The following is a 19,306-nucleotide window of genomic DNA, read 5'->3' as shown; positions in this document are numbered from 1 at the left end:
GGAGTGCGGTAGTGCGCGGCCGTCTCCGTCCCGGGGGCGGCGGCAGGGTGCTGGGAGAAGTGAGCGAGTGAGCGCTGGAGCAGCACCACGAGGGCGCCCTCTGTTCAGGACGCAAGCATGCCGCTGCGCAGATCGGTCAGGACGCGGGTCAGCAGGCGGGACACCTGCATCTGCGAGATGCCGAGTTCGGTGCCGATCTGCGACTGGGTCATTTCCTGGGCGAAGCGCATCTGAAGGATGCTGCGGTCCCGGTCGCCGAGCTCGCGCAGGAGCGGCGCGAGCGTGTGGAAGTCCTCGAAGAGGCCCATCGCCGGGTCGACGTCGCCGACTGTCTCCCTCAGCGGCCTGCCCTCGCCGCGTGCGGCCGTGCACTCCGTGAAGCCGGTGGCTGAGTCGATGGAGGAGCTGGTGTAGCCGTTGGCGGCGACCAGTCCTTCGATGACGTCGTCCTCGGCGAGTTCGAGGTGCTCGGCGATTTCCTTGACACTCGGTGCGCGCCCGAAAGCCTCGGTGAGCGTCTCCTGGGCCTTGGCGAGTTCGACGCGGAGTTCCTGCAGGCGGCGCGGGACGTGCACGGCCCAGGTCGTGTCGCGGAAGTACCGCTTGATCTCGCCGGTGATGTACGGGAGGGCGAGGGTGGAGAACTCGACCTCCCGCTCGGGGTCGAAGCGGTCGATGGCCTTGATCAGACCGATCGTGCCGACCTGGATGACGTCCTCGATCTCGATACCGGCGCCGATGCGTGCGGTGAAACGGCGGGCGGCGAACCGTACGAGGGAGATGTTCATCTCGATCAGGGTGTTCCGCGCGTACTGGTACTCCCGGGTCCCCTCCTCCAGTTCCCTGAGCCGCACCAGGAACAGGCGTGACAGTTCCCTCGCGTCCGTCGGCGCCACCTCTCGGGCGTTGTCGACCCGCGGCAGAGGCCCCGCGAACTGCCCGGCGATGGCGGCTGGCGCGGCGCGGGTGAAGCTGTCCGGGGCGGTCCCCTGGGCGGGCATGGTGGCTGCGACGACGTGAGACATAGACGGTTCCTCCCCTGCTCGAATGGTCTGCGGGCCATGTGCCCACACAAACGGAATCCCAATCAGACGCTCCCAAAGTCGTGGGGCTGTGACCGCAGCATTCCGGCCCGTGGACACCCCGGGTCTGAGCCCAGTTCTCAGGCAGCTGTGGCCCGCAGTTGGGGCTGGTGCAGTTCGGCCTGGCCGAAGAGGAGTGCGTAGCCGCCGGGGAGCCGGCGCAGGATGCGGCCCAGGAGGTCGGGGCCGGCCATGCGGGCGACGACGGTCAGGACGGCGCCGGTGTCCCAGCGGGCGGTGGCCGGGGTGGCGCCGGTACGGGCGGCCAGATCTTTGACGAAACCCCAGCCGGTGAGGTGCTCGATGTCCGGAACCTGAGCGGACAGGGCGAGGGCGGCCTCGACGGGCAGGCGCTGGGCGAGGTCGAAGCGTTCGTCGCCACTCAGCTGGCGGCCGAGGGCCGCCAGGACGTGGTGGACGACTTCCGCGGCGCGTTCGCGGGTGGGGTAGACGCCCTCGTAGCGGACGCGTTCGAGGAGCTGGTCGTGAGTCATGGCCGTCAGGGAGCGTTCCGGTCGGGTCTGGGCGTACATGACGGGGTGCTGGCCTTTCTCGATCAAGTCGGGGCGGGGGCTCGACCGTGGTGTGCGGTCAGGTGGGCTGGGGGTGGCCGAAGAGGAGGTCGTAGCCCGGGGGCAGCTGGAGCAGGACCTCGCGGATGTGGACGTCGCCCGCGGCGTCGGCCGCGGTGGACAGGACAGCGCCGATGTCCCATAGGGCTGTCTTCTCGGTGGCGCCCTCGATCCAGGCCGCGGTCGCGCGGACGAACCGCTCCGGTGAGAGGGGCTCCGCGGCCTGCAGGGGGTTGAGGAGGATCAGGGCGTACGTCTCGGGGAGACGGGCGGCGAGCTCGGCCCGCACACCGCCCACCAGATGTGCGCCCAGCAGTGCCAGGACGACACGGGCCACACGGTCCGCTTCTTCCGCGGTCTCGTACTCGCCTCGTTCCTGAACGTGGGCCAGAAACGCTTCCCTGCGCATCGACATCACGTCACCTCCGAGAAGAGGGGGTGAAGGGTCAAAGAGGAGGTGCGGGGGGGCGGGGTACCGGAGGGGGAATCGGCGCTCCCCCGCCCTCCACTGGCCGGCTGGTGCGGGAGGGTTCAGCCGGAGATCTGCTTGCGGCCGGACTCGCCGCCGATGGTGATCTTGCGGGGCTTGGCGCGCTCGGCGATCGGGATCCGCAGGGTCAGGACACCCGCGTCGTAATCGGCTTCGATGCGCTCCGTGTCGAGGGTGTCGGCCAGCATGACCTGCCGGGAGAAGACGCCCAGGGGCCGCTCGGAGAGCTCCATGTGCACGTTGTCGGACTTGCCCGTGGGCCGGCGCTCGGCCTTCACGGTGAGCATGTTCCGCTCGACGTCGATGTCGATCGCCTCGGTACTCACACCGGGAAGGTCGAACGAGATGACGTACTCGTCGCCCTGGCGGTAGGCGTCCATCGGCATCACGGACGGCTTCGACCATGTCCCCGACGTGCCGGACAGCTGCTGGACGACACGGTCGATCTCGCGGAAGGGGTCAGTGCGCATCAACATCGCGAAACACCTCCAGTTGGTTCAGGCAGAAACTGCCAATGCGCTTCAACGTGCCCCTGTTGTAACATGTCATCGGAACGATGACAAGCAGGATGTCACCTTGAGGGTGACAGGATTGGGGAGCGTGTCATGGACGAAGCCCGACCGGCACCACCGAAGCCGTCCTTCCTCACCGCCACCGCGGCCCTGAAGACCATCGGGGAGGCCCTCCAAAACGCCCAGCAGCCGGACCCCGAAGCACCGGCCCCCGAGGCCGACCCGGATCCGGCTACCAGTACAAGTGCGGGTGCTGACTCGGCCCTGGCCGCGCTCCTGCTGCTGCGGGAGATCCGCGAAGAGCTCGCGGGGTGGGAGAGCGGACTGATCGAGACCGCCCGTGCGCGGGGCGCGAGCTGGGCAGACCTGGCAGGCCCCCTCGGCGTGGCCAGCCGGCAGGCCGCCGAGCGCCGCTACCTGAGACTGCGTCCCGGCGCCGCCGGAAGCACTGGCGACCAGCGCGTCCAGGCCACCCGCGACACACGCGCCGCCGACCGCACCGTGACCGCCTGGGCCCGCGACAACGCGGCCGACCTGCGCCGCCTGGCCGGCCAGATCACTTCCCTCACCGACCTACCCGCCGGAGCGGACGGCGCCGTCGGGGACCTGAACCTGGCCCTCGGCCACGATGACGCCGCCCGCCTGGTCCGCCCGCTGGCCGACTCCCGGACCCACCTGCGGCCCGAGGACGCCGAGCTCACCGAACGCATCGACGCCCTGACCCGCCACACCGACCAGCTCCGCCAGGACACCCACGACCAACGCAACACCTGACCCGACCGGGCCAGCGGCAGGCCAGCCTGGAACGCAGCCCACAGCCGAGGAGTGATTCGCCATGACCGCACCCCTTACCGGCAAGACCGGCGGCGACAGCGTGGCCATGGAAGTCCTAGACCACACCATCGTCGTCAGGCCCACCGGGGAAATCGACATCGACACCGCCCCCTCCCTCGAGCAGGCTCTCAAGCAGGCCCTCGTCCACGCATCACCGGCCAAAGACCTCGTCGTCGACTGCAGCGGCCTCACCTTCTGCGACTCCTCCGGCCTCAACACCCTCCTCGCCATACGGCGCACGGCGCAGGAAACTGGCACCGCCATCCGCCTCGCCCACCCACACCCCCAACTCCACCGCCTCCTGGAAATCACCGGCACCCTCAACCTGTTCCCCATCGACCAGGACCCACCAGCCACCGCCTGACCCCCCGCCGGCAACCCGCCTGCCGAGGAACCGCCCGAAACCGCCAAACCCGCACACAGACGCCTGCACGACGCCAGCTCCGCCGTCGCGATTGATCGGCTGGTTTACTCGGCGCGCGGGAGATCCGAGGCCGTCCCCCTCGCGTGCGGGAGGGTCTGCCGATACGGCCGGCCTCCGCAAATGAGCGAGAACCTGCGCAACCCCGCCCCGTCCAAGCCCCCTCACGGACCAGGCCAAGGGTTGCGGACACTTCCATGACCAGCGGACTTACGCCCGCACCGCGCTGCACCGGCTCGACGATCGCATGTGCAGCCGGCCAGCCAGCGACCCGGGGCGGGGCCACCTTGCCCAGCCCCGTCGATGCCCAGAAAACACTGACGCCTCCTCAGAGCTCAGGGCCTCAGGGGCGTTTGACAGGAGAAGGTCGGGACAGCCGCGTGGATACCGGAAGCGGACACCTCGCAGGTGGGACGCCTTCCGGAGCGGGCGGCTTCTCCAGTGGCTCCTCCCGCGGCCGCTCTTGCATCGCACCTACCCAGACGGCGTCCCAGCGACCCACTGGCACAGGGAACCACCCCGGCCCATTCCGGCAGCGGCCCTGGCGGAACCTCTCCCGTCGGCTGGCCGACGGGATGGCACTTGGCTGGCCGCTCAGCAGTCCCCCGCATCACGCGCTGTCCCCGGCGCGGCGGTTTCCAGCTCACGTCTCGTTCCGACATGGCACATGACGCAAAGCCACCCTGGGCACCGCCCCGCACCCCTCCTGTGTAGGACAAAATGACGCTTCGAACGAACTTGCGCCGCCAAAGCCATGCCGTTGTCGGGGCTCAGCAGGGGCGGCGGATACGGATCGGGCCGCGAGTGTGTGCTGGATCGACGCGGTGGCCCGCCTGAGTAATCTCCACCTCCCCTGACGCAACCAGCCGACGGGCCGCGCGGCGAGCCGGTTCCATGAGCGCGCGCCAGCCGTCGTCCTCCCCCTCATAGACCGCCCGCGCGGCGTCCGAGGGACAGATCGAAGCGGTCGGGCCGCGGCGATCCAGCAGTTCCAGGATGGCCCGTTCCAAAAGCCGGACCGCCTGCTGTTCGGTATCCGTCACCACGTCAGTATCGCGCTGCGTCGGTGCGCTCCAGCCCTGACAGCCATGGTCGAATTGCACTGCACGAGAGCGCCTTGGCGTGCTCTCGGGCGGGTGAGGAGGCGCCCTCGTAGCGGTCGCGCTCGAGGCTGGTGTGTGTCTCCGCCGAAATATTCGCTGTCGGGCCCCGGCGACCGGTCAACTGCAGCCCATGGCGAGGTGGCGGGGCGTTGGACGGCTACAAGGTGGGGCAGGAGGAGCAGAGCAAGCTTGAGGCACGGATCGTCGAGCTGAAGGACGTTTTGAACAACGCCACCATCGAGGAGCCCTTGTCGGTCGTGGCCGTGGGCACCCTGGTCACCCTCGTCGCCGAGGGCGACGAGGAGGAGACCATGTACCTGCTCTCCGATGACATCACCACCGGCGAGGTGGAGGTTCGCTCATCGACGTCCCCGTTCAGAGCGGCGGTCCTCGGGAGGAGGCTCATCACAGCTGAATGGATCCTTCATTCCACCGATGCCACCAGGACCCCGGCACATCCGCAGCCGCCACTCGCGCCGTCGGCCCCTTGGCCCCGCCGCGTCGTGCTGGCGGCGGTGAGGGCAATTACGCGAGCAGATTCACCGCCCCGGTGAACACGCGCGGGAGCCGGGCGGCCGCCGGGACGATCCGGCGGGCAAGCGGGGGCTGGTGGCGGGCCCAGAGGAGGGAGGCGGTGAGCCTGCGATAGCTGCGCGACAGCTCCCGCCAGGCTCGCTCGTACGCTTGCGGGCGCCCCGCCCGTACGCAGCGCACCAGTTCACCGGCCGCGTTGACGGCCAGGGTGAGGCCCTCCCCGGTCAACGCGTCGACGTACCCGGCGGCATCGCCCACGAAGAGCACGCGCCCCGCCACCCGCATCCGCGAGCCCTGGCGCAGCGGCCCGGCTCCGCGCACCGTCCCCCCGGCAGCAGCGGGCAGTCGCGCCGACAGTAGGGGGAAGCTGGCGAGTTGCACGTCGAAGGGGGCGTGCTGCGAGGTCAGCAGGGCGACGCCGATCCGGTCGCGTGCCAGCGGGGTGACGTAGGCCTCGCAGTGCTCGGCCCAGTGGACTTCGACCAGCTCGCTCCACGGGGTGACGGCGTAGTGCCGTCGCAGACCGTAGCGGGCGGGGAGGCCGGCCACGTCCGGTGTGGCCAGGCCCATGCTGCGCCGGACGGTGGAGTGCAGCCCGTCTGCCGCCACGAGGTAGCGGGCGGTGAGTCCCGACGCGTGGACGCAGTGCTCGTCCTGGCGGACCTCGGCCACACGGAGCGGGACCACCTGTACGCCGAGCCGGGCGGCGCGTTCGGCCAGCGCGGCCTGGAGGGCAGTCCGGCGGACGCCCAGGCCGGGGCCGCGGCGGAACAATCCCTCCGCCTGCCGGCCGCTCGTAGCGTCCACGTAGCGGATGCCGTGGAAGGGCTGGCCGTCCAGGGGCACCTCCAGCTCGAGGAGGCGGCGGACCGCGCCGGGCATCAGTCCCTCCCCGCAGGCCTTGTCGATGGGGGTGGGCCGAGGCTCGGCGACCACCACCTCCAGCCCGGCCAGGGCGCCGTGGATGGCGGTGGCCAGCCCGGCAGGGCCGCCGCCCGCGATCAGCAGGTCGATCACCGGGCGGAGCCCGTCGTCGACGCTGGTACGGAGGCGGGCGCGCGCAGCCCGCCTCCCTGGTTCAGGGCTCCCTCCTCGCAGCGGATCCGTACGCGCAGCAGCGCAAAGTTGAGCACGGTGAAGCCGAGCGCGGTCAGCCAGGCCATGTGCACCAGCGGCAGCGCGAGACCCTCCAGTACGACCGCCACATAGTTGGGGTGGCGCAGTAGCCGGTACGGTCCGGAGGAGACCAGAGGCAGTCCGGGCACGACGAGCACCCGGGTGTTCCAGCGAGGTCCGAGGGTGTGGATGCACCACCAGCGAAGCCCCTGGGCGGCCAGGGCCAGGGCGAGGGCGGGCCAGCCGAACACGGGGAGGAACGGGCGGTCGGCGGCCCAGGGTTCGACCGCACATCCCGCCAGCAGGGCGGTGTGCAGCGCGACCATCGCCGGATAGTGACCACGGCCGTACTCGACGCCGCCGCGCGCCAGGCTCCACCTGGTGTGGCGGCGGGCCGTGACCAGCTCGGCGAGGCGCTCGACGCCGACGAGGCAGATGAGGAGCAGGTACCAGGTCATGGGGTCACCACCGCAGCAGGACGAGTTCGGACGCGAAGCCCGGACCGAAGGCGAGCATCAGGCCGATCGATCCAGGCGGTGGCGGCCCTGCCTCCCGCAGGCCACTGAGGATGTGCAGGACGGAGGCCGAGGAGAGGTTGCCGACCGAGGCCAGCGAGCGACGGCTCGCGGCGAGGGCCGACTCGGGGAGAGCCAGCGCCTCCGCGAGGACGTCGAGGACCTTGGGTCCGCCAGGATGGCAGATCCACGCGTCGACATCGCCGGGCTTGAGGTCGTGCTCCGCGAGGAAGCTCTCGATCTCCTCGGCGACGTACAGCCGGACCAGGTCGGGAAGTTCGCGGCCGAGGACCATGCGGAAACCCCAGTGGCCGATGTCCCAGCCAAGGAGGTGCTCGGTGCCCGGGTAGATCCGGCTGCGCGAGGCCACCACATCGGGTCCGGGAGCGCTGGCGTGCAGCGGGTGGGCGCAGCCCACGGCGATCAGGGCGCCGGCGCCGTCGCCGAAGAGGGCGCCGGCCACCAGGTTCGCCATCGAGGTGTCGGTGGACTGCAGGGTGAGCGAGCAGAGTTCGGTGGAGAGCAGCAGGGCGGCGTGGTCCGGATGGCCCGACAGATGGTCGTGGATGTGGCCGAGGCCGGCGGCACCCGCCGCGCAGCCGAGTCCGAAGAGCGGCAGCCGCTTCACGTCGGGGCGCAGCCCCACCCGGGTGACGAGGCGGGCCTCCAGTGAGGGGGTGGCGAGGCCGGTCACCGTGGTCGACATGACCAGGTCGAGCTCCCGCGCCGTCAGACCGGCTTCGGCGAGGGCCAGTTCGAGGGCGCGAGTGCCGAGTTCGAGGGCCGCCTCCACGAAGAGCGCGTTGGTGGCGCCGAAGTCGTTCGAGGGCCCGTACCGCTCCAGTGGGAAGGCGAGGTGCCGGTACTCCACGCGTGCCGAGGCGTGCACGCGGTGCAGGAGGGCAGTGTCCGCGCCGGACGGCAGGAAGCGGGCCAGTGCTGCCGTGATCTCGGCTTGCGGGTGACGATGGGGAGGGAACACGCTGCTCACTGCCAGGACACGTGTCATGGATTCACCATAGGAAGACGAGAGAAGGAAACTGACACTTCGCAATGAATCCGGTAGTCCGGGCGCGGCGCCGCATAGCGTGACCCCATGCCCTCGCGCATCGCAGGACCCCGGCCCGATGCCACGGGCGCCCTCGCCACGGACGGCTCCGGGCGCCGCTCTACGGCACTGCGCCTGCTCGCCGCCAGCCACCCGCTTCCGGCGGCTGCGGTCACCTTGTTCGCCGCCGCACTGACGGCCGCCGCGGATCGGGGTCTTGCGGGGGCCGCCGCCACAGTCGGCGCCGTGGCCGTCGGTCAGCTCTCGGTGGGCTGGTGCAACGACCGGGCGGACCTCGGCCGAGACCGCGCCGCCGGCCGCCGGAGCAAGCCCCTGGCCGCCGGTACGTTGCGCCCCCGGACCGTGACCTGCGCCGCGGGTCTGGCCCTGCTCCTCTGCGTCCCGCTTTCGCTGGCTGCCGGCCTCGCAGCCGGAGCCGTGCATCTTGTCGCGGTGGCGGCAGCCTGGGCGTACAACCTCCGGCTGAAACGCACGGCCGTCTCCTGGCTCCCGTACGCGTTGGCTTTCGGCCTGCTGCCCGCCTTCATCACCCTCGGCCTGCCCGGGGCGCCCTGGCCGCCGGCGTGGCTCACGGCCGGCGCGGCCCTCCTCGGCGCCAGTGCCCACTTCGCCAACGTGCTGCCCGACATCGAGGACGACCTGGCCACCGGCGTCAGGGGCCTTCCCCAGCGCCTCGGCGCCCGCCGCTCGGCCTGCGTCGCCACACTCCTCGCCGTCGGCTCAGCGGCGGTCTTGGCCTTCGGACCGCCAGGGCCTGTGACCGCGTACGGCTGGACGCTGCTGGCCATGGCGGCGGCGCTGGCAGTCCTGGTCGGCCGCAGCCCGGCCGGACGACTCCCCTTCCTGGCCGTGATGGGTCTCGCCGGAGCCGATGTCGCACTCCTGGTGGTCCAGTTCAAGAGTTAGAAACCACCCTCGGACTCCGCCGGACAGGTCGGCATCCTTCCACCTGATCCGGCTCGTCGTCGGTGAACTCCTGGCCCCGCGGCCTGGGCACCACCCGTCCCAGCGTGGCGACGCACTGATGCCCAGAGTGGGCTGGCAGGATTTTGTCGCGGCAGGCGGTGAATATGGCGTCCTGGCCGGGACCGATCTGGCCGACGTACACCTCGTCGAAGCCCTCACTGTCCGGTGTGTCACCGGCATTCGCTGAGTGGGCGCGCCACTCGGGGCACGCCATCTCTGCGGCACGACCCGGGGCGCCCGGTGCAGATTCCGATGCTGTTGGCATGAACAGAGTCCGGCCGGGTGACTACGGCATTCCAGCCTCGCACCACACCCACCGACCCGCCCGCGTCACGCCGGGCGGCCCGGCCGCCGTCATGTACCGGCAGCCCGACAAGGGCTAGGGCTGTCCAGCGAATCTTGAATCGACTGAGTGAAGGTGGCTCTGCATCCGATCGGCAGACGCGGCTCATGCGGAATCTGCCTACTCCTAGGTGAGGAGAGGCCGTGACGGAGAAGGAGCCGGGGTCGGAGAGGCCGGAGTTGAGAATCATGGACGCGTCGGATGTAACCGGGGACCGTGGTGGGAAGTCACCAGCTCAGCGGTCGTGTCGGTGGTGTACGCCGACGGCCCCGGCAATCCGCCTGCCCTCCTGCTGACCGGAGCGTCCGGGTATCCGGAGAGCCTGCTGTTGGTGGACGGGACGGGCACGCCCGTCGCGACGTACACGGTCGGCCCGCCGGGCGGGATCACGGGGGTCCTCCTCCCGTCGGCCCGCCCGGCGTGGTGTCAGATCGAGCCGACGACCTTGCGCGGGGTGACGCGGACGACGACACGCTCCGCGTCGGCCTTCGACGCCGGGTTGAAGTCCGCGTAGTCCTTGCCGGTGTACTTCCGCGACAGCGCGTCGATCAGTTCATGGCCGCCCTCGGTGGTCATCGAGGCCGAGCCGCGGACCTCGGCGTAGCTGTAGGGCGCATTGTGCGGGTTGATCATGATCGTGATCCGCGGGTCCGCGCGCAGGTTCTTCTCCTTGCGGCGGCCGACCGTCGTGGAGACGAGCAGGTCGTCACCGTCCCGGGTTAGCCAGGTGATCGACAGCTGCGGGCTGCCGTCCGGCTGGATCGTGGCCACGGTCGCGAAGACCGGGGTGTCGTCGATGAGTTTCTTCAGGTCGTCGGAGAGTACGGCGGACACGGAGCGGTTCCTTCCCTCGGCTGACTGCCGTCCCCGGGCCGACTGGCCTCGAAAGGGACCGGCAACCGACAGCCTGCAAAACCCCTGCCGTCCCAAGCAAACTCCTCCGCCCCCGCACCTCACTGCACGCCGTGACACCGGACACCCCCGATTCCGTCCATGGCCAGGCCGACCCGCCCCGGCCTGGTGAGCGGACCAGGTGTGCACGATCACCCGTCCGGCCGAGCCCAGGAACCCGCGATGACTCTGACACCCCCGACAGGCCTGAGCACCACCACGACCGCCGCTGGCCCCCGGCTCCTCGAAGGACGGGGCACGAGCTCTTCGACGCCGTGGTCCGAGCCCTGGGGTCGCGCGCGCCGCCCGTGTACGCGTAGGGCGCGGTACTGGACTCCGCGCGAGTGCGGAGCCGGGGTCGGGGCAGGCGCAAGAAGGACATCGGCGACGCCTCCTTTGTCCCCCTGTCGTGCCACCGACCCCGACCGCAAGGAGAGCTGATATGCAAAAGCCCCCTCCACAGCCCGAGCTTCCCGACCGTGTGCCGGAGAAGCGTGACGCCATCACCCCCGACCTGCCGCCCTTCGGTCCGGGAGCCCCCGATATCCCGGACGCCGAGCGCGGACGGGCCCGGCGCGACGGCCCCAACAAGGACGGCAGCCAGGAGAACACCGGGTCGGGAAGCAACGGCACGGAGAAAGAGCGACCGGCCGCCGGCCCCGGCAACGCCAAGCCTCAGGAGCCGCCCGACTGAGAAGCCGAGCGAAGACCACCACCAGCTCCGCTCCCAACGGGTGCCAACAATAGGTTCTCGTCCACGCGGCCGGGATGGTCTCCGCGTTCAAGGCGCATGCGGGCGCGTAGGAAGTGACACCGCGGGCAGGGGGGAGCGATGACGACGATGCTGGGCGCTTTCGTTCTCGGTACTCCCGATCCACCTGCGTTGGCCGATTTCCACCGGGTCCTACTGGGCTGGGAGGAGGTCGAGCGCGAGCCCCAGTGGGTCCGCCTGCGGGCCCCAGAACAAGAGCGCCCAGGCCTCAGCTTCCAGCTGGAGACCGACCACACGCCTCCGGCGTGGCCACAGCGTCCCGGCGCGCAGCAGATGCAGGCACACCTGGACATCCAGGTCGACGACTTGGACGGAGAGACCGAACGCGCCCGCGCTCTGGGTGCGACAGTGCAGGAGCACCAGCCCCAAGAGGGCGTACGCGTCCTGCGCGACCCGCATGGCCACCCGTTCTGCCTCTTCCTTCCCGGCGCCTGACCAATACGCCCTGGAGGGTAAATGGAGGCACGCCCCCTTCGGGAGCGCACAGCGTGCGGACGCCGGAGGCCGGTGGGCCCATTCGGGCCGCGTCCCTCGGGCTCCTGCCGGGATGGGAGTGGGAGTGAGAGAGCCCGGCCGGGTGGTCACGGCTTCGGCCGGTCTCCGCGATTGATGATGCGGCGCACCCTCGGGAAGCGTCGGTAGCAGCGCCGCGCCCGCCGTGGGGAGGCGGCCGGGTGCGAGGCGGTCGAGCGACCGCCCGCCTGATGGCACCGCGGAATGCTGCCTGCCACATGGAGGCGGGCGGGAAACGGGGTCGATCACCGCCCCTTGTCCGCCGCATACTCCCCGCCCCAGCGACGAGGTCGCCCGCAGACGCGAGCAGGGCCCGGCCGGAGTGACTACGGGCCCCGGCCGGGCCCTGCTCGCTTGGGACAACCCGTCGTCGTGGCTTTCCCACCTGCACTCTCATACACGCAGTGCCACCACGCACACCGTCAGGGCAAACGGGCAAGCCCGTACGACGGCGACCGCCGCTTGAGGGTGCTGCCGGCCGGGGCGGTACGGCGACGTGTGACGGCTGCCGTACCCGCCCTCAGCCGACAGCTCCACGAGGACGGGGCCGGCAGGCTCCTCCAGCCACCATTCCCGCGACCGCGATTGCGCCACGACACCCGGGCGGTGTCCCAGAGACCCGCTGACACAACGGCTTCGACCCACCCAGACAGCGGCTAAGGGCCCACGCCGCCGGCCTCTGGGCGCCGGATTGTCCGCTCTGGGGTGGGCGACCACGGAGGGCTACTTTCCGAGGCCGCCCGCGAGGGTGCCGACAAGCTGGGCTTCGTCGCCCGCCGGTCACCGGCGACCTCATGCGATCCAAGGACTTCATCGGGGAGCGCGGCGGCACGGAGACCGGAGCCTGGCGCGGCGGGTCTGATCCCGTCAGCCCGGCCCCACGCATGCCGTCGGCCCTACGACCTGCCGCGGGTGCGTGAGCAGTCGCCTTGCCGTTGCCGCAGTCGTTGAGAGCAACGCCGTGAAGCCACCCGCCCCAGCGGGTGCCTTGGCGAAGTCGGTACCCGGTAAGGGGTTTGCCGGGACCGATCGCGAGCAGGAGGGTCGTCACGACCAAGATCCGGTACATCACGAGGAGGTCCCGATGTCGGGCACGGAGAAGAGCAAGACGCACGCGGAGCAGGCCAAGGGCAAGACCCGCCATGCGAAGGAAGACGTCAAGGGCTCCTCCGGGACGCGCAGCTAGCGCCGTCGCACCCCTCTTGGGGCCCTCGACCTACTCCCCAGGTCGGGGGCCCAGCCACGTCTTGTCCCCGACTGCAATCCACCTTGGATCCGTGATGAATCGGCCCCTAAACGCTGGTATCGCCGAGCGTGGAATCGGCCGGGCCCGTCGTTTCGGCCCGTTGATACGTCTGGGTCGCATCCGTGATCACGCAACTTCCGGGACACCGTGCTCCCGCTTCAACGTCCCGCACCTCACCAGGAGTACTCATGCCAGCCCCCGTCGCCGCCACGCCCGCCACTCCGCCGGGAGGCAGATCGGGTGAGGGTTGCGCCCTCGGCCTGTTGCGAGACGACGACGTCATGTATGACACCGTCCTCGGGCGATCGGGGCCAGATCACATACCGGTAGGAGGAGCACTGGTCTCTTGAAATTCTGGACTGGACGCCCCACCAACCCGCCCACGCACCGGCATCCCCAGCCGTACCCGGAAGGCACCGCCCCCCTCGCGGCTCCCTCCCAAACCGCCGCCAGCGGCGAGCCAGCCGCCGCCGAACCGCCGCTCTCCGCCCACGAGATAGCGCTCATACGGGCTTCCGTCTCCGTCGTCGAACCTTTCGCCGCGGACATGACGGTCTATTTCTACGCGATCCTCTTCACCCGCTACCCCGAGGTCCGTCCAATGTTTCCCCCGGGAATGGACGCCCAACGCGGCCGTCTGCTGCGTGCGCTATTGCGCATCGTGGACCTGGTCGACGACCCGGAGAGCCTGGTTCGCTTCTGCGGTCACCTCGGTCGCGATCACCGCAAGTTCGGCACCCTCAGCGCACACTTCCCCGCCGTGGGCGAGTGCCTCCTCGCATCTCTGGCCCGCTATGCCGGTCCCGCCTGGAGCACGGATGTCGCCACGGCCTGGACCAAGGCGTACGGAGTGGTCGCCGACGCTATGATCAGCGCTGCCGACCAGGACGAGGCCCAGCGCCCCGCCATCTGGCCCGCCAGGGTGGTCCACAAGGTCCAGCGTGGACACGGCATCGCCGAGGTCACCGTGCGCCCCCACGTGCCGTACCCGTACGTCGCCGGGCAGTACGTCAGCGTCGAGACGCCGTGGTGGCCCAAAGTGTGGCGCTACTACTCCCCCGCCAACGCGCCCCGTCCCGACGGCACCCTCACCTTCCACGTGCGCGCGGTGGCCAGCGGCTCGGTCAGCGACGCGCTCGTGCACCGATCCGCCGTGGGAGATGTGGTCAAGCTCGGTGCGCCGATGGGTGACATGGTCCTCGATGCCGCCGTCCACAGGGATCTGCTCTGTGTAGCGGGCGGCACGGGTCTCGCACCCATCCGCGCGATCGTCGAGGAAGTCGCCCGCCGTGGCGGACGGCACAAGGTCGACCTCTTCCTCGGAGCCCGTACCGGTGCCGAGCTGTACGGGGTCGACGACATGCTCCGAATGGCGCAGCAGTACCACTGGTTGTCCATCAGGGGCGCCGTCTCCCACGAGTACATCCCCGGTATCCGGGGATCCCTGCCGCAGGTGCTGGCCGAGTACGGCCCGTGGTTCCGGCACGACGTCTTTCTCAGCGGGCCGGCTCCGATGGTGGTCTCCGCCAGCGAGACACTCACGCGGCACGGCACCCAGCCCGACCGCATCCACCACGACCCGTTCGAGAGCCCCGTCCTGTCCGCTCCTTGAACCACACGCTTGCCGATCCTGCCAGGAGAACGCCCCGTGACTTTCCCCCCGCCGCCCTTCGGATCAGAAGGCGAACACCGGCTGCAGCAGAACATGGGCAGCGCCGACCGCGCCGCCCGGTTCTACGACCACCAGGTGCGCCCCTGTCTCACGGCCGAGATGCAGGAGTTCATCGACCGCCAAAGCATGGTCTTCCTGGCCACCGCCGACTCCCGCGGGGAATGCGACGCCAGTTTCCGGGCAGGACCGCCCGGCTTTGTGCGTGTACTGGACAAACACACCCTTGTCTACCCGGAGTTCCGGGGGAACGGCGTGCTCGCCAGTGCCGGCAACATGAGCGAGAATCCACACCTTGGCATGCTCTTCGTCGACTTCACGCACCATCACGTCGGCCTGCATGTCAACGGCGTTGCCCAGCTCTACCTCGACGCCGACCTCCGCACCGCGCAGCCCGGCCTGCCCAACGACGTCGGCCCAGGGCGCGGCCCTGAGATGTGGGTCCACCTCACCGTCGAAGAGGCCTACATCCACTGCTCCAAGTACATACCGCACCTGGTGCCGGCCCCCCGTTCCAGCAATCCCGCCGACCGTCCCAAGGACGCGGAGTACTTCACCGGCTCCCACACTGCACCGGCCGGCCCGGTGGTGCACGGCGGGTACGTCGAAGCGACCCGGATGACCGGGCAATGGTGACCTCCCCGCCCAGGCGGGACGCCGTACCGCCGGGCGGATCTTCACCCCCGCGGATGGCCCGGCACCGGCTACCGGAGACCAGGGTGGACGACTGCCCGGGGTCGTCGCCCGCACAGGCGTGGAGACCGACCGTGCGAGCAGGACCGCCTGAACGCGCCTTCTGAAGGCGCTGGTGCTCTCTCGGAGCGTGTCTTACTCACCGCCCCTTGTCCTTCCGCGTCGTCGGCACCGATGGTGACGGCCTCCCCCTGGGCCAGGTCGCCAGCCTTCACCGAGCCGGGCCGCAAGACCGCCGCCGAGCACCCGCGGGAGGTCGTGCGCACGCTGGTCGGTGCAGTAAGCGACGCGTACGACGGCGGCCCGCCGAAGGACGACGCCACCGTCCTGTGTCTGGACTGGCACGGCCCCCACAACGAAAGCCACCAGACGAATACCTGAGGCAAGACCAGGACGGACGGGGCTAAATAGGGTGGGCACCAGCAGGGAGGGCAGGCGCCGTGTAGGCCCACCGCGGAGGGAGCACTCGTGGCACCGCCCGTCCTGGTCTTCGACCAGCCCGTGCCCCGCACTGGCCGGCCCACGACGACTGCACGGGGCGCCACCCAAGGGTTCCTCGACCACGCCGCGCAGGTCAGGGCACCGGCCCGGCCCGAGTACAGCGACACGGTGCTGTTGGTATTCACCGAGCTCGTCAGCAACGCAATCCGCCACACCGAGGGACCCCCGCCGCCCTCCACCTCGAACTCCATGAAGACCACGTCGAAATCCGCGTCACCGACACCAGCCCACGCCCGGTTCAGCCCCGCGCCCCCACGACCGATGGAAGCGGTGGCTACGGATGGCACCTCATCGACCGCCTCACCACCCACACGCACACCGATCCCACCCCAGACGGCGGCAAGACCATCTGCGCCCACGCCGCCTGGTAGCAGTCGCCACCCCGGCCCGACGGCCCCGCCTGGGCGGGGGCGGTACCAGCCACGGCCATCGGCGGCCGGGTTAGTCCTGGTGTTCACGGCGAGAGCGGTTCCGGGCGGGACACGGCGGCCAGGTAGGCGGCAGCGGCATCGTCGGTGTGGAGAGTAGGCCCCGACCGATGAGGCGTGCACCAGCGCGGGCACCCCCGCTCCGTGCGCAGGCCTCGAAGACGCGCACCGAGCCGAGGGCCTTCGTCTGCCAGGTCTCCACGGGATCGTGGGTGGGCTGGAACTTCCAGGCCAGGTGCACCACGGCGTCCGCGCCGCCGAAGAGCCGGTTCAGGTCGCTGCCGCCGGGAGCGACGTCGGCCGCCTCTCAGCGCATCCCGTCCACCCGGTGGCCGGGCAGGCGGCGGGCCACACCCGTCACCTGTGACCTGTGACCTGTGACCTGTGACCTGCCGGGATCGTGGGCCAGCGCGTGGATCACGCTCGTGCCCGCGTTGCCGGTCGCTCCGGGCACCACGACCTTCATGTCGCCCACCCCGCCTTCGGCGCCCGCCCGGCGCGGCGGCGCGGAGGGGGCGCCGCCGCCCCGGGTGCGCCGCGCAGGGCGCGGCCCACGGCTGTCAGCCGCAGCGTCTCCAGGGTGTCGGCCTGGCGTTCGGCCCGTGCCAGCAGCCGGCTTATGGCCTCCGTGTCCAGTGCGGGGTCCGAACGGGCCAGTGTGTGCAGGGCCCGCCAGAGTTCCTTCTTGCCTTCGACTCCGAGCCTGATCGCCTCCAGTTCGAGGACGTCACTCAGGGGCGAGCGGGAGAGCAGCCTGCCGTTGGGCTTCAGCCGCCCCGCCTGTGCCACGGCCATGCCCAGGAGCATGCGGAGGTCCTTCGCGGGGATGTCGAGAGCCATCATGATCTCGCGCAGGCTGTTGCGGTCCTCGGCGACTTCCTCGGCGAGGGCCGCCAGGCGACGCCCGGCGTCGGTGTCGCGGTGGGCGCGTGACGTCCGCTTGAGGAGGGCGATGCCCGCCCCCGCTCCGGCGAGGTGGTCATTGAGGTAGATGCCCAGCAGGCGGTGTGGGTCCGGCGCGACTCGTTTCCCGGAGGTCTCCGATCGGCGGTGTTCCATGGCGCTTCGTCGCATGGCGCTGCTCCTTCCGCGGCCGGTCCGTCGGTCCACCCCGCGCCTGCCCGTTCAAGGGCCCGGCACACGGGGCAGCCACCGGCTACGACGACGCCCGCGTCGACCTTTTCGCGGCGTTCATGGTGTGAGCCGCACGCGTGCGGGCAGGCGCCGTGCGGGTCCGGTGGATCCGCCACGGGACCGGCTACGCGGAACGAGGAGCGGCCATGCCTCGCGGTTCGAGTCCCAAGCGTGAACGGCAGTACGAGCACATCAAGGAGAGCGCCGAGCAGCGCGGTGAGAGCACGAAGCGGGCGAAGGAGATCGCGGCCCGCACGGTCAACAAGGAACGCGCGCGTGCCGGCGAGTCGAAGACCGCGAGCCGGGCCTCCACGCACGACATGTCTTCCTCGAAGCGGGGCGGACAGCGGTCCCACAGCGGCTCGCAGGGCCCCACGAAGGAACAGCTGTACAACGAGGCGAAGCAGCGCAACATCGAGGGACGCTCCAAGATGGACAAGGCCGAACTCAAGCGCGCCCTCGGCCACTGACCGCCGGCGGCGGAGACACAGGAGTCGCCCCGTGTCTGAAGGGGCGTGGTCACCTACGCGATCTGCGGCGACGCGGCCACCCTGCTCCACCTCGCCGACCAGGCGCGCACCACCCCGCACCGCTTCCTGTCCAAGGCCGACCGGCCCGACCATCCGGACCGGCTGGTCTTCGACCTCGATCCGGCCGACGAGGACTTCGCACGCGTGCGGGACGCGGCCCTCGCCCTCCACCGGCTCCTGGACGAGCTGGAACTGCCCTCCTCGCTCGTGGCCACGGGCTCCCGCGGCCTCCATGTCGTGGTCGTACTCGACGGCCGCGCCCCCCTTCGACGACGTACGCGCCTTCGCACGCGGGGTCGCCGAAGTCCTGGCCGCCCGCCACCCCGCCCGGTTCACCACCGAGGCCCGGAAGAAGACCCGCCGTGGCCGGCTCTCCCTCGACATCCAGCGCAACGCCTACGCCCAGACCGCCGCACCCCCCCTACGCCGTCCGCGCCCACCCCGACGCCCCCGTCGCGGCCCCCGCTGGGCTGGAGCGATCTCGACGAACCGGACCTCACCTCCCGCCGCTGGACCCTGGCCACCGACGACGGCCTGCTCAAGGAGCATCCCTGGCGGGATCTGCCTCGGCCCCGGTCCCTCCGAGGCCCCGCGGTCTGCTCAGCGCACTGACGCGTGGCGAAGAGAGGATGAAGGGGGACTGACGCCATGACACGGGAACGGCGCACGACCGTGCGACGGCTGATGGACGGGTACGGGCAGACCCACGCCGAGGAAGCCGGAATCACACTTCGGAACACGCCCGCGCCCCTCTACCAGCTGCTCACCCTCTGCGTGCTCTTCTCGGTACGCATCAAGGCCGACATCGCGGTGGCCGCGGCCCGCGAGCTGTTCGCGGCCGGGATGCGCACACCCCGGGCGATGGCGGATTCCTCCTGGCAGGACCGCGTGGACGCCCTCGGACGTGCCCACTACCGCCGCTACGACGAGAGCACGGCCACCGCGCTGGGCGACGGGGCGGAGCTCGTCCTCGACCGGTACCGCGGCGACCTTCGTCGGCTCCGCGACGCGGCCGACGGCCGTCCGGACCGAATCCGCGAGCTGCTGCGGGAGGTACCGCGGATCGGACCGGCCGGAGCGGACATCTTCTGCCGCGAAGCCCAGGGCGTGTGGCCCGAGCTGCGCCCGTCGTTCGACGCCCGCGCACGCGGGGCCGCCGCCGAGCTCGGCCTCCCGTCTTCCCCCGGGGGCCTTGCGCGCCTGGTGGACACCGAAGCCCTGCCGAGGCTGGCAGCAGCCCTGGTGAGGGTCGGACTCTCCAAGAACGCCGCCGACGACCTCCTGAAGACCGGCTGAACGGCTCCTTGCCGGTTTCCGGGCGCACACAGCACTCCGCGCCACCGGCCCGAGCCACGACTCCCCCATTGGCGCG

General features: G+C 70.7%; 21 protein-coding genes and 3 pseudogenes. 13 read left to right on the top strand and 11 right to left on the bottom strand.

Annotated features, from left to right (window positions below):
- Positions 1-104: 104 nt before the first annotated feature.
- The 4 genes from ACFRU2_RS04920 to ACFRU2_RS04905 form a co-directional block, all read right to left on the bottom strand.
- Positions 105-1,025 carry a SigB/SigF/SigG family RNA polymerase sigma factor gene (locus ACFRU2_RS04920; protein WP_382967603.1) on the bottom strand — a complete coding sequence of 307 codons (921 nt, stop codon included), beginning with the start codon at positions 1,023-1,025 and terminating at the stop codon, positions 105-107.
- 137 nt (positions 1,026-1,162) lie between these two features.
- Entirely contained in the window at positions 1,163-1,615 is a 453-nt protein-coding gene (locus tag ACFRU2_RS04915) for a DUF2267 domain-containing protein (RefSeq protein WP_382967601.1), read from the bottom strand.
- 58 nt (positions 1,616-1,673) lie between these two features.
- Positions 1,674-2,069: a DUF2267 domain-containing protein gene (locus ACFRU2_RS04910; protein WP_382967599.1), complete on the bottom strand. Its 396-nt coding sequence runs from the start codon at positions 2,067-2,069 to the stop codon at positions 1,674-1,676.
- A 116-nt stretch (positions 2,070-2,185) separates the two neighbouring features.
- Entirely contained in the window at positions 2,186-2,620 is a 435-nt protein-coding gene (locus ACFRU2_RS04905; protein WP_382967597.1) for an Hsp20/alpha crystallin family protein, read from the bottom strand.
- Between the two features lie 129 nt (positions 2,621-2,749).
- Here ACFRU2_RS04905 and ACFRU2_RS04900 point away from each other — a divergent pair, with 129 nt between their 5' ends.
- Together ACFRU2_RS04900 and ACFRU2_RS04895 are read left to right on the top strand one after the other, a co-directional pair.
- A complete protein-coding gene (locus ACFRU2_RS04900) occupies positions 2,750-3,430 on the top strand; it encodes an HSP18 transcriptional regulator (protein WP_382967595.1) in 681 nt (226 codons plus the stop codon).
- Positions 3,431-3,491: 61 nt separating this feature from the next.
- Positions 3,492-3,854 (top strand): STAS domain-containing protein, encoded by a 363-nt coding sequence (locus ACFRU2_RS04895; RefSeq protein ID WP_382967593.1) that lies wholly within the window; start codon positions 3,492-3,494, stop codon positions 3,852-3,854.
- Between the two features lie 827 nt (positions 3,855-4,681).
- On the opposite strand, the gene ACFRU2_RS04890 is transcribed toward ACFRU2_RS04895, so the two are convergent.
- The gene (locus tag ACFRU2_RS04890) at positions 4,682-4,954 is read right to left on the bottom strand and encodes a DUF3253 domain-containing protein (protein ID WP_382967592.1); all 273 of its coding nucleotides are present in this window, start codon (positions 4,952-4,954) and stop codon (positions 4,682-4,684) included.
- Positions 4,955-5,163: 209 nt separating this feature from the next.
- On the opposite strand from ACFRU2_RS04890, the gene ACFRU2_RS04885 reads away from it, so the two are divergent.
- Positions 5,164-5,568 (top strand): hypothetical protein, encoded by a 405-nt coding sequence (locus tag ACFRU2_RS04885; RefSeq protein WP_382967590.1) that lies wholly within the window; start codon positions 5,164-5,166, stop codon positions 5,566-5,568.
- Here ACFRU2_RS04885 and ACFRU2_RS04880 read toward each other — a convergent pair.
- From ACFRU2_RS04880 to ACFRU2_RS04870, 3 genes are read right to left on the bottom strand one after another with little or no spacing between them, the layout of a single operon-like run.
- Positions 5,540-6,565, bottom strand: coding sequence for an NAD(P)/FAD-dependent oxidoreductase (locus ACFRU2_RS04880; RefSeq protein WP_382967588.1), 1,026 nt, complete (start codon positions 6,563-6,565; stop codon positions 5,540-5,542). The two genes, ACFRU2_RS04885 and ACFRU2_RS04880, sit on opposite strands and share 29 nt — an antisense overlap.
- Positions 6,562-7,122, bottom strand: coding sequence for an isoprenylcysteine carboxyl methyltransferase family protein (locus ACFRU2_RS04875; protein ID WP_382967586.1), 561 nt, complete (start codon positions 7,120-7,122; stop codon positions 6,562-6,564). Before ACFRU2_RS04875 ends, ACFRU2_RS04880 begins: the two co-directional genes overlap by 4 nt.
- 4 nt (positions 7,123-7,126) lie before the next feature.
- On the bottom strand, positions 7,127-8,188 hold the full coding sequence (locus ACFRU2_RS04870) for a type III polyketide synthase (protein ID WP_382967584.1): 1,062 nt from the start codon (positions 8,186-8,188) through the stop codon (positions 7,127-7,129).
- A gap of 87 nt (positions 8,189-8,275) precedes the next feature.
- Here ACFRU2_RS04870 and ACFRU2_RS04865 point away from each other — a divergent pair, with 87 nt between their 5' ends.
- A complete protein-coding gene (locus tag ACFRU2_RS04865; RefSeq protein ID WP_382967582.1) occupies positions 8,276-9,154 on the top strand; it encodes a UbiA family prenyltransferase in 879 nt (292 codons plus the stop codon).
- Positions 9,155-9,983: 829 nt separating this feature from the next.
- On the opposite strand, the gene ACFRU2_RS04860 is transcribed toward ACFRU2_RS04865, so the two are convergent.
- Positions 9,984-10,391, bottom strand: coding sequence for a PPOX class F420-dependent oxidoreductase (locus tag ACFRU2_RS04860; protein WP_382967580.1), 408 nt, complete (start codon positions 10,389-10,391; stop codon positions 9,984-9,986).
- Positions 10,392-10,890: 499 nt separating this feature from the next.
- Here ACFRU2_RS04860 and ACFRU2_RS04855 point away from each other — a divergent pair, with 499 nt between their 5' ends.
- The 5 genes and pseudogenes from ACFRU2_RS04855 to ACFRU2_RS04835 all read left to right on the top strand — a co-directional run.
- Complete coding sequence (locus ACFRU2_RS04855) at positions 10,891-11,142, top strand: hypothetical protein (RefSeq protein ID WP_382967579.1); 252 nt, start codon at positions 10,891-10,893, stop codon at positions 11,140-11,142.
- A gap of 138 nt (positions 11,143-11,280) precedes the next feature.
- On the top strand, positions 11,281-11,655 hold the full coding sequence (locus tag ACFRU2_RS04850) for a VOC family protein (RefSeq protein WP_382967577.1): 375 nt from the start codon (positions 11,281-11,283) through the stop codon (positions 11,653-11,655).
- 1,670 nt (positions 11,656-13,325) lie between these two features.
- Complete coding sequence (locus tag ACFRU2_RS04845; RefSeq protein WP_382967575.1) at positions 13,326-14,591, top strand: globin domain-containing protein; 1,266 nt, start codon at positions 13,326-13,328, stop codon at positions 14,589-14,591.
- A gap of 36 nt (positions 14,592-14,627) precedes the next feature.
- A complete protein-coding gene (locus tag ACFRU2_RS04840) occupies positions 14,628-15,284 on the top strand; it encodes a pyridoxamine 5'-phosphate oxidase family protein (RefSeq protein ID WP_382967573.1) in 657 nt (218 codons plus the stop codon).
- Positions 15,285-15,569: 285 nt separating this feature from the next.
- Positions 15,570-15,722, top strand: a pseudogene (locus ACFRU2_RS04835) (serine/threonine-protein phosphatase); the annotation flags it as partial.
- Positions 15,723-16,360: 638 nt separating this feature from the next.
- On the opposite strand, the pseudogene ACFRU2_RS04830 reads toward ACFRU2_RS04835, so the two are convergent.
- A pseudogene (locus ACFRU2_RS04830) lies at positions 16,361-16,736 on the bottom strand (NAD-dependent epimerase/dehydratase family protein); the annotation flags it as partial.
- Positions 16,733-17,344 (bottom strand): hypothetical protein, encoded by a 612-nt coding sequence (locus ACFRU2_RS04825; protein ID WP_382967571.1) that lies wholly within the window; start codon positions 17,342-17,344, stop codon positions 16,733-16,735. The gene ACFRU2_RS04825 and the pseudogene ACFRU2_RS04830, both read right to left, overlap by 4 nt.
- Positions 17,345-17,550: 206 nt before the next feature.
- Here ACFRU2_RS04825 and ACFRU2_RS04820 point away from each other — a divergent pair, with 206 nt between their 5' ends.
- From ACFRU2_RS04820 to ACFRU2_RS04805, 4 genes and pseudogenes are all read left to right on the top strand, one after another.
- Positions 17,551-17,874 (top strand): plasmid stabilization protein, encoded by a 324-nt coding sequence (locus ACFRU2_RS04820; protein WP_382967569.1) that lies wholly within the window; start codon positions 17,551-17,553, stop codon positions 17,872-17,874.
- Positions 17,875-17,919: 45 nt separating this feature from the next.
- A pseudogene (locus ACFRU2_RS04815) lies at positions 17,920-18,132 on the top strand (ATP-dependent DNA ligase); the annotation flags it as partial.
- 34 nt (positions 18,133-18,166) lie between these two features.
- Positions 18,167-18,586 (top strand): hypothetical protein, encoded by a 420-nt coding sequence (locus tag ACFRU2_RS04810; protein WP_382967845.1) that lies wholly within the window; start codon positions 18,167-18,169, stop codon positions 18,584-18,586.
- Positions 18,583-19,230, top strand: a complete 648-nt coding sequence (locus ACFRU2_RS04805; RefSeq protein WP_382967567.1) for an endonuclease — start codon at positions 18,583-18,585, stop codon at positions 19,228-19,230. Before ACFRU2_RS04810 ends, ACFRU2_RS04805 begins: the two co-directional genes overlap by 4 nt.
- Positions 19,231-19,306: the final 76 nt, after the last annotated feature.

Origin of the sequence: Streptomyces sp. NPDC056883 (assembly GCF_042788835.1) — a bacterium.
GTDB classification, from domain to species: domain Bacteria; phylum Actinomycetota; class Actinomycetes; order Streptomycetales; family Streptomycetaceae; genus Streptomyces; species Streptomyces stoeckheimensis.
The sequence above is the reverse complement of the archived record's forward strand: the minus strand, read 5'-3'. Positions and strand labels throughout refer to the sequence as shown.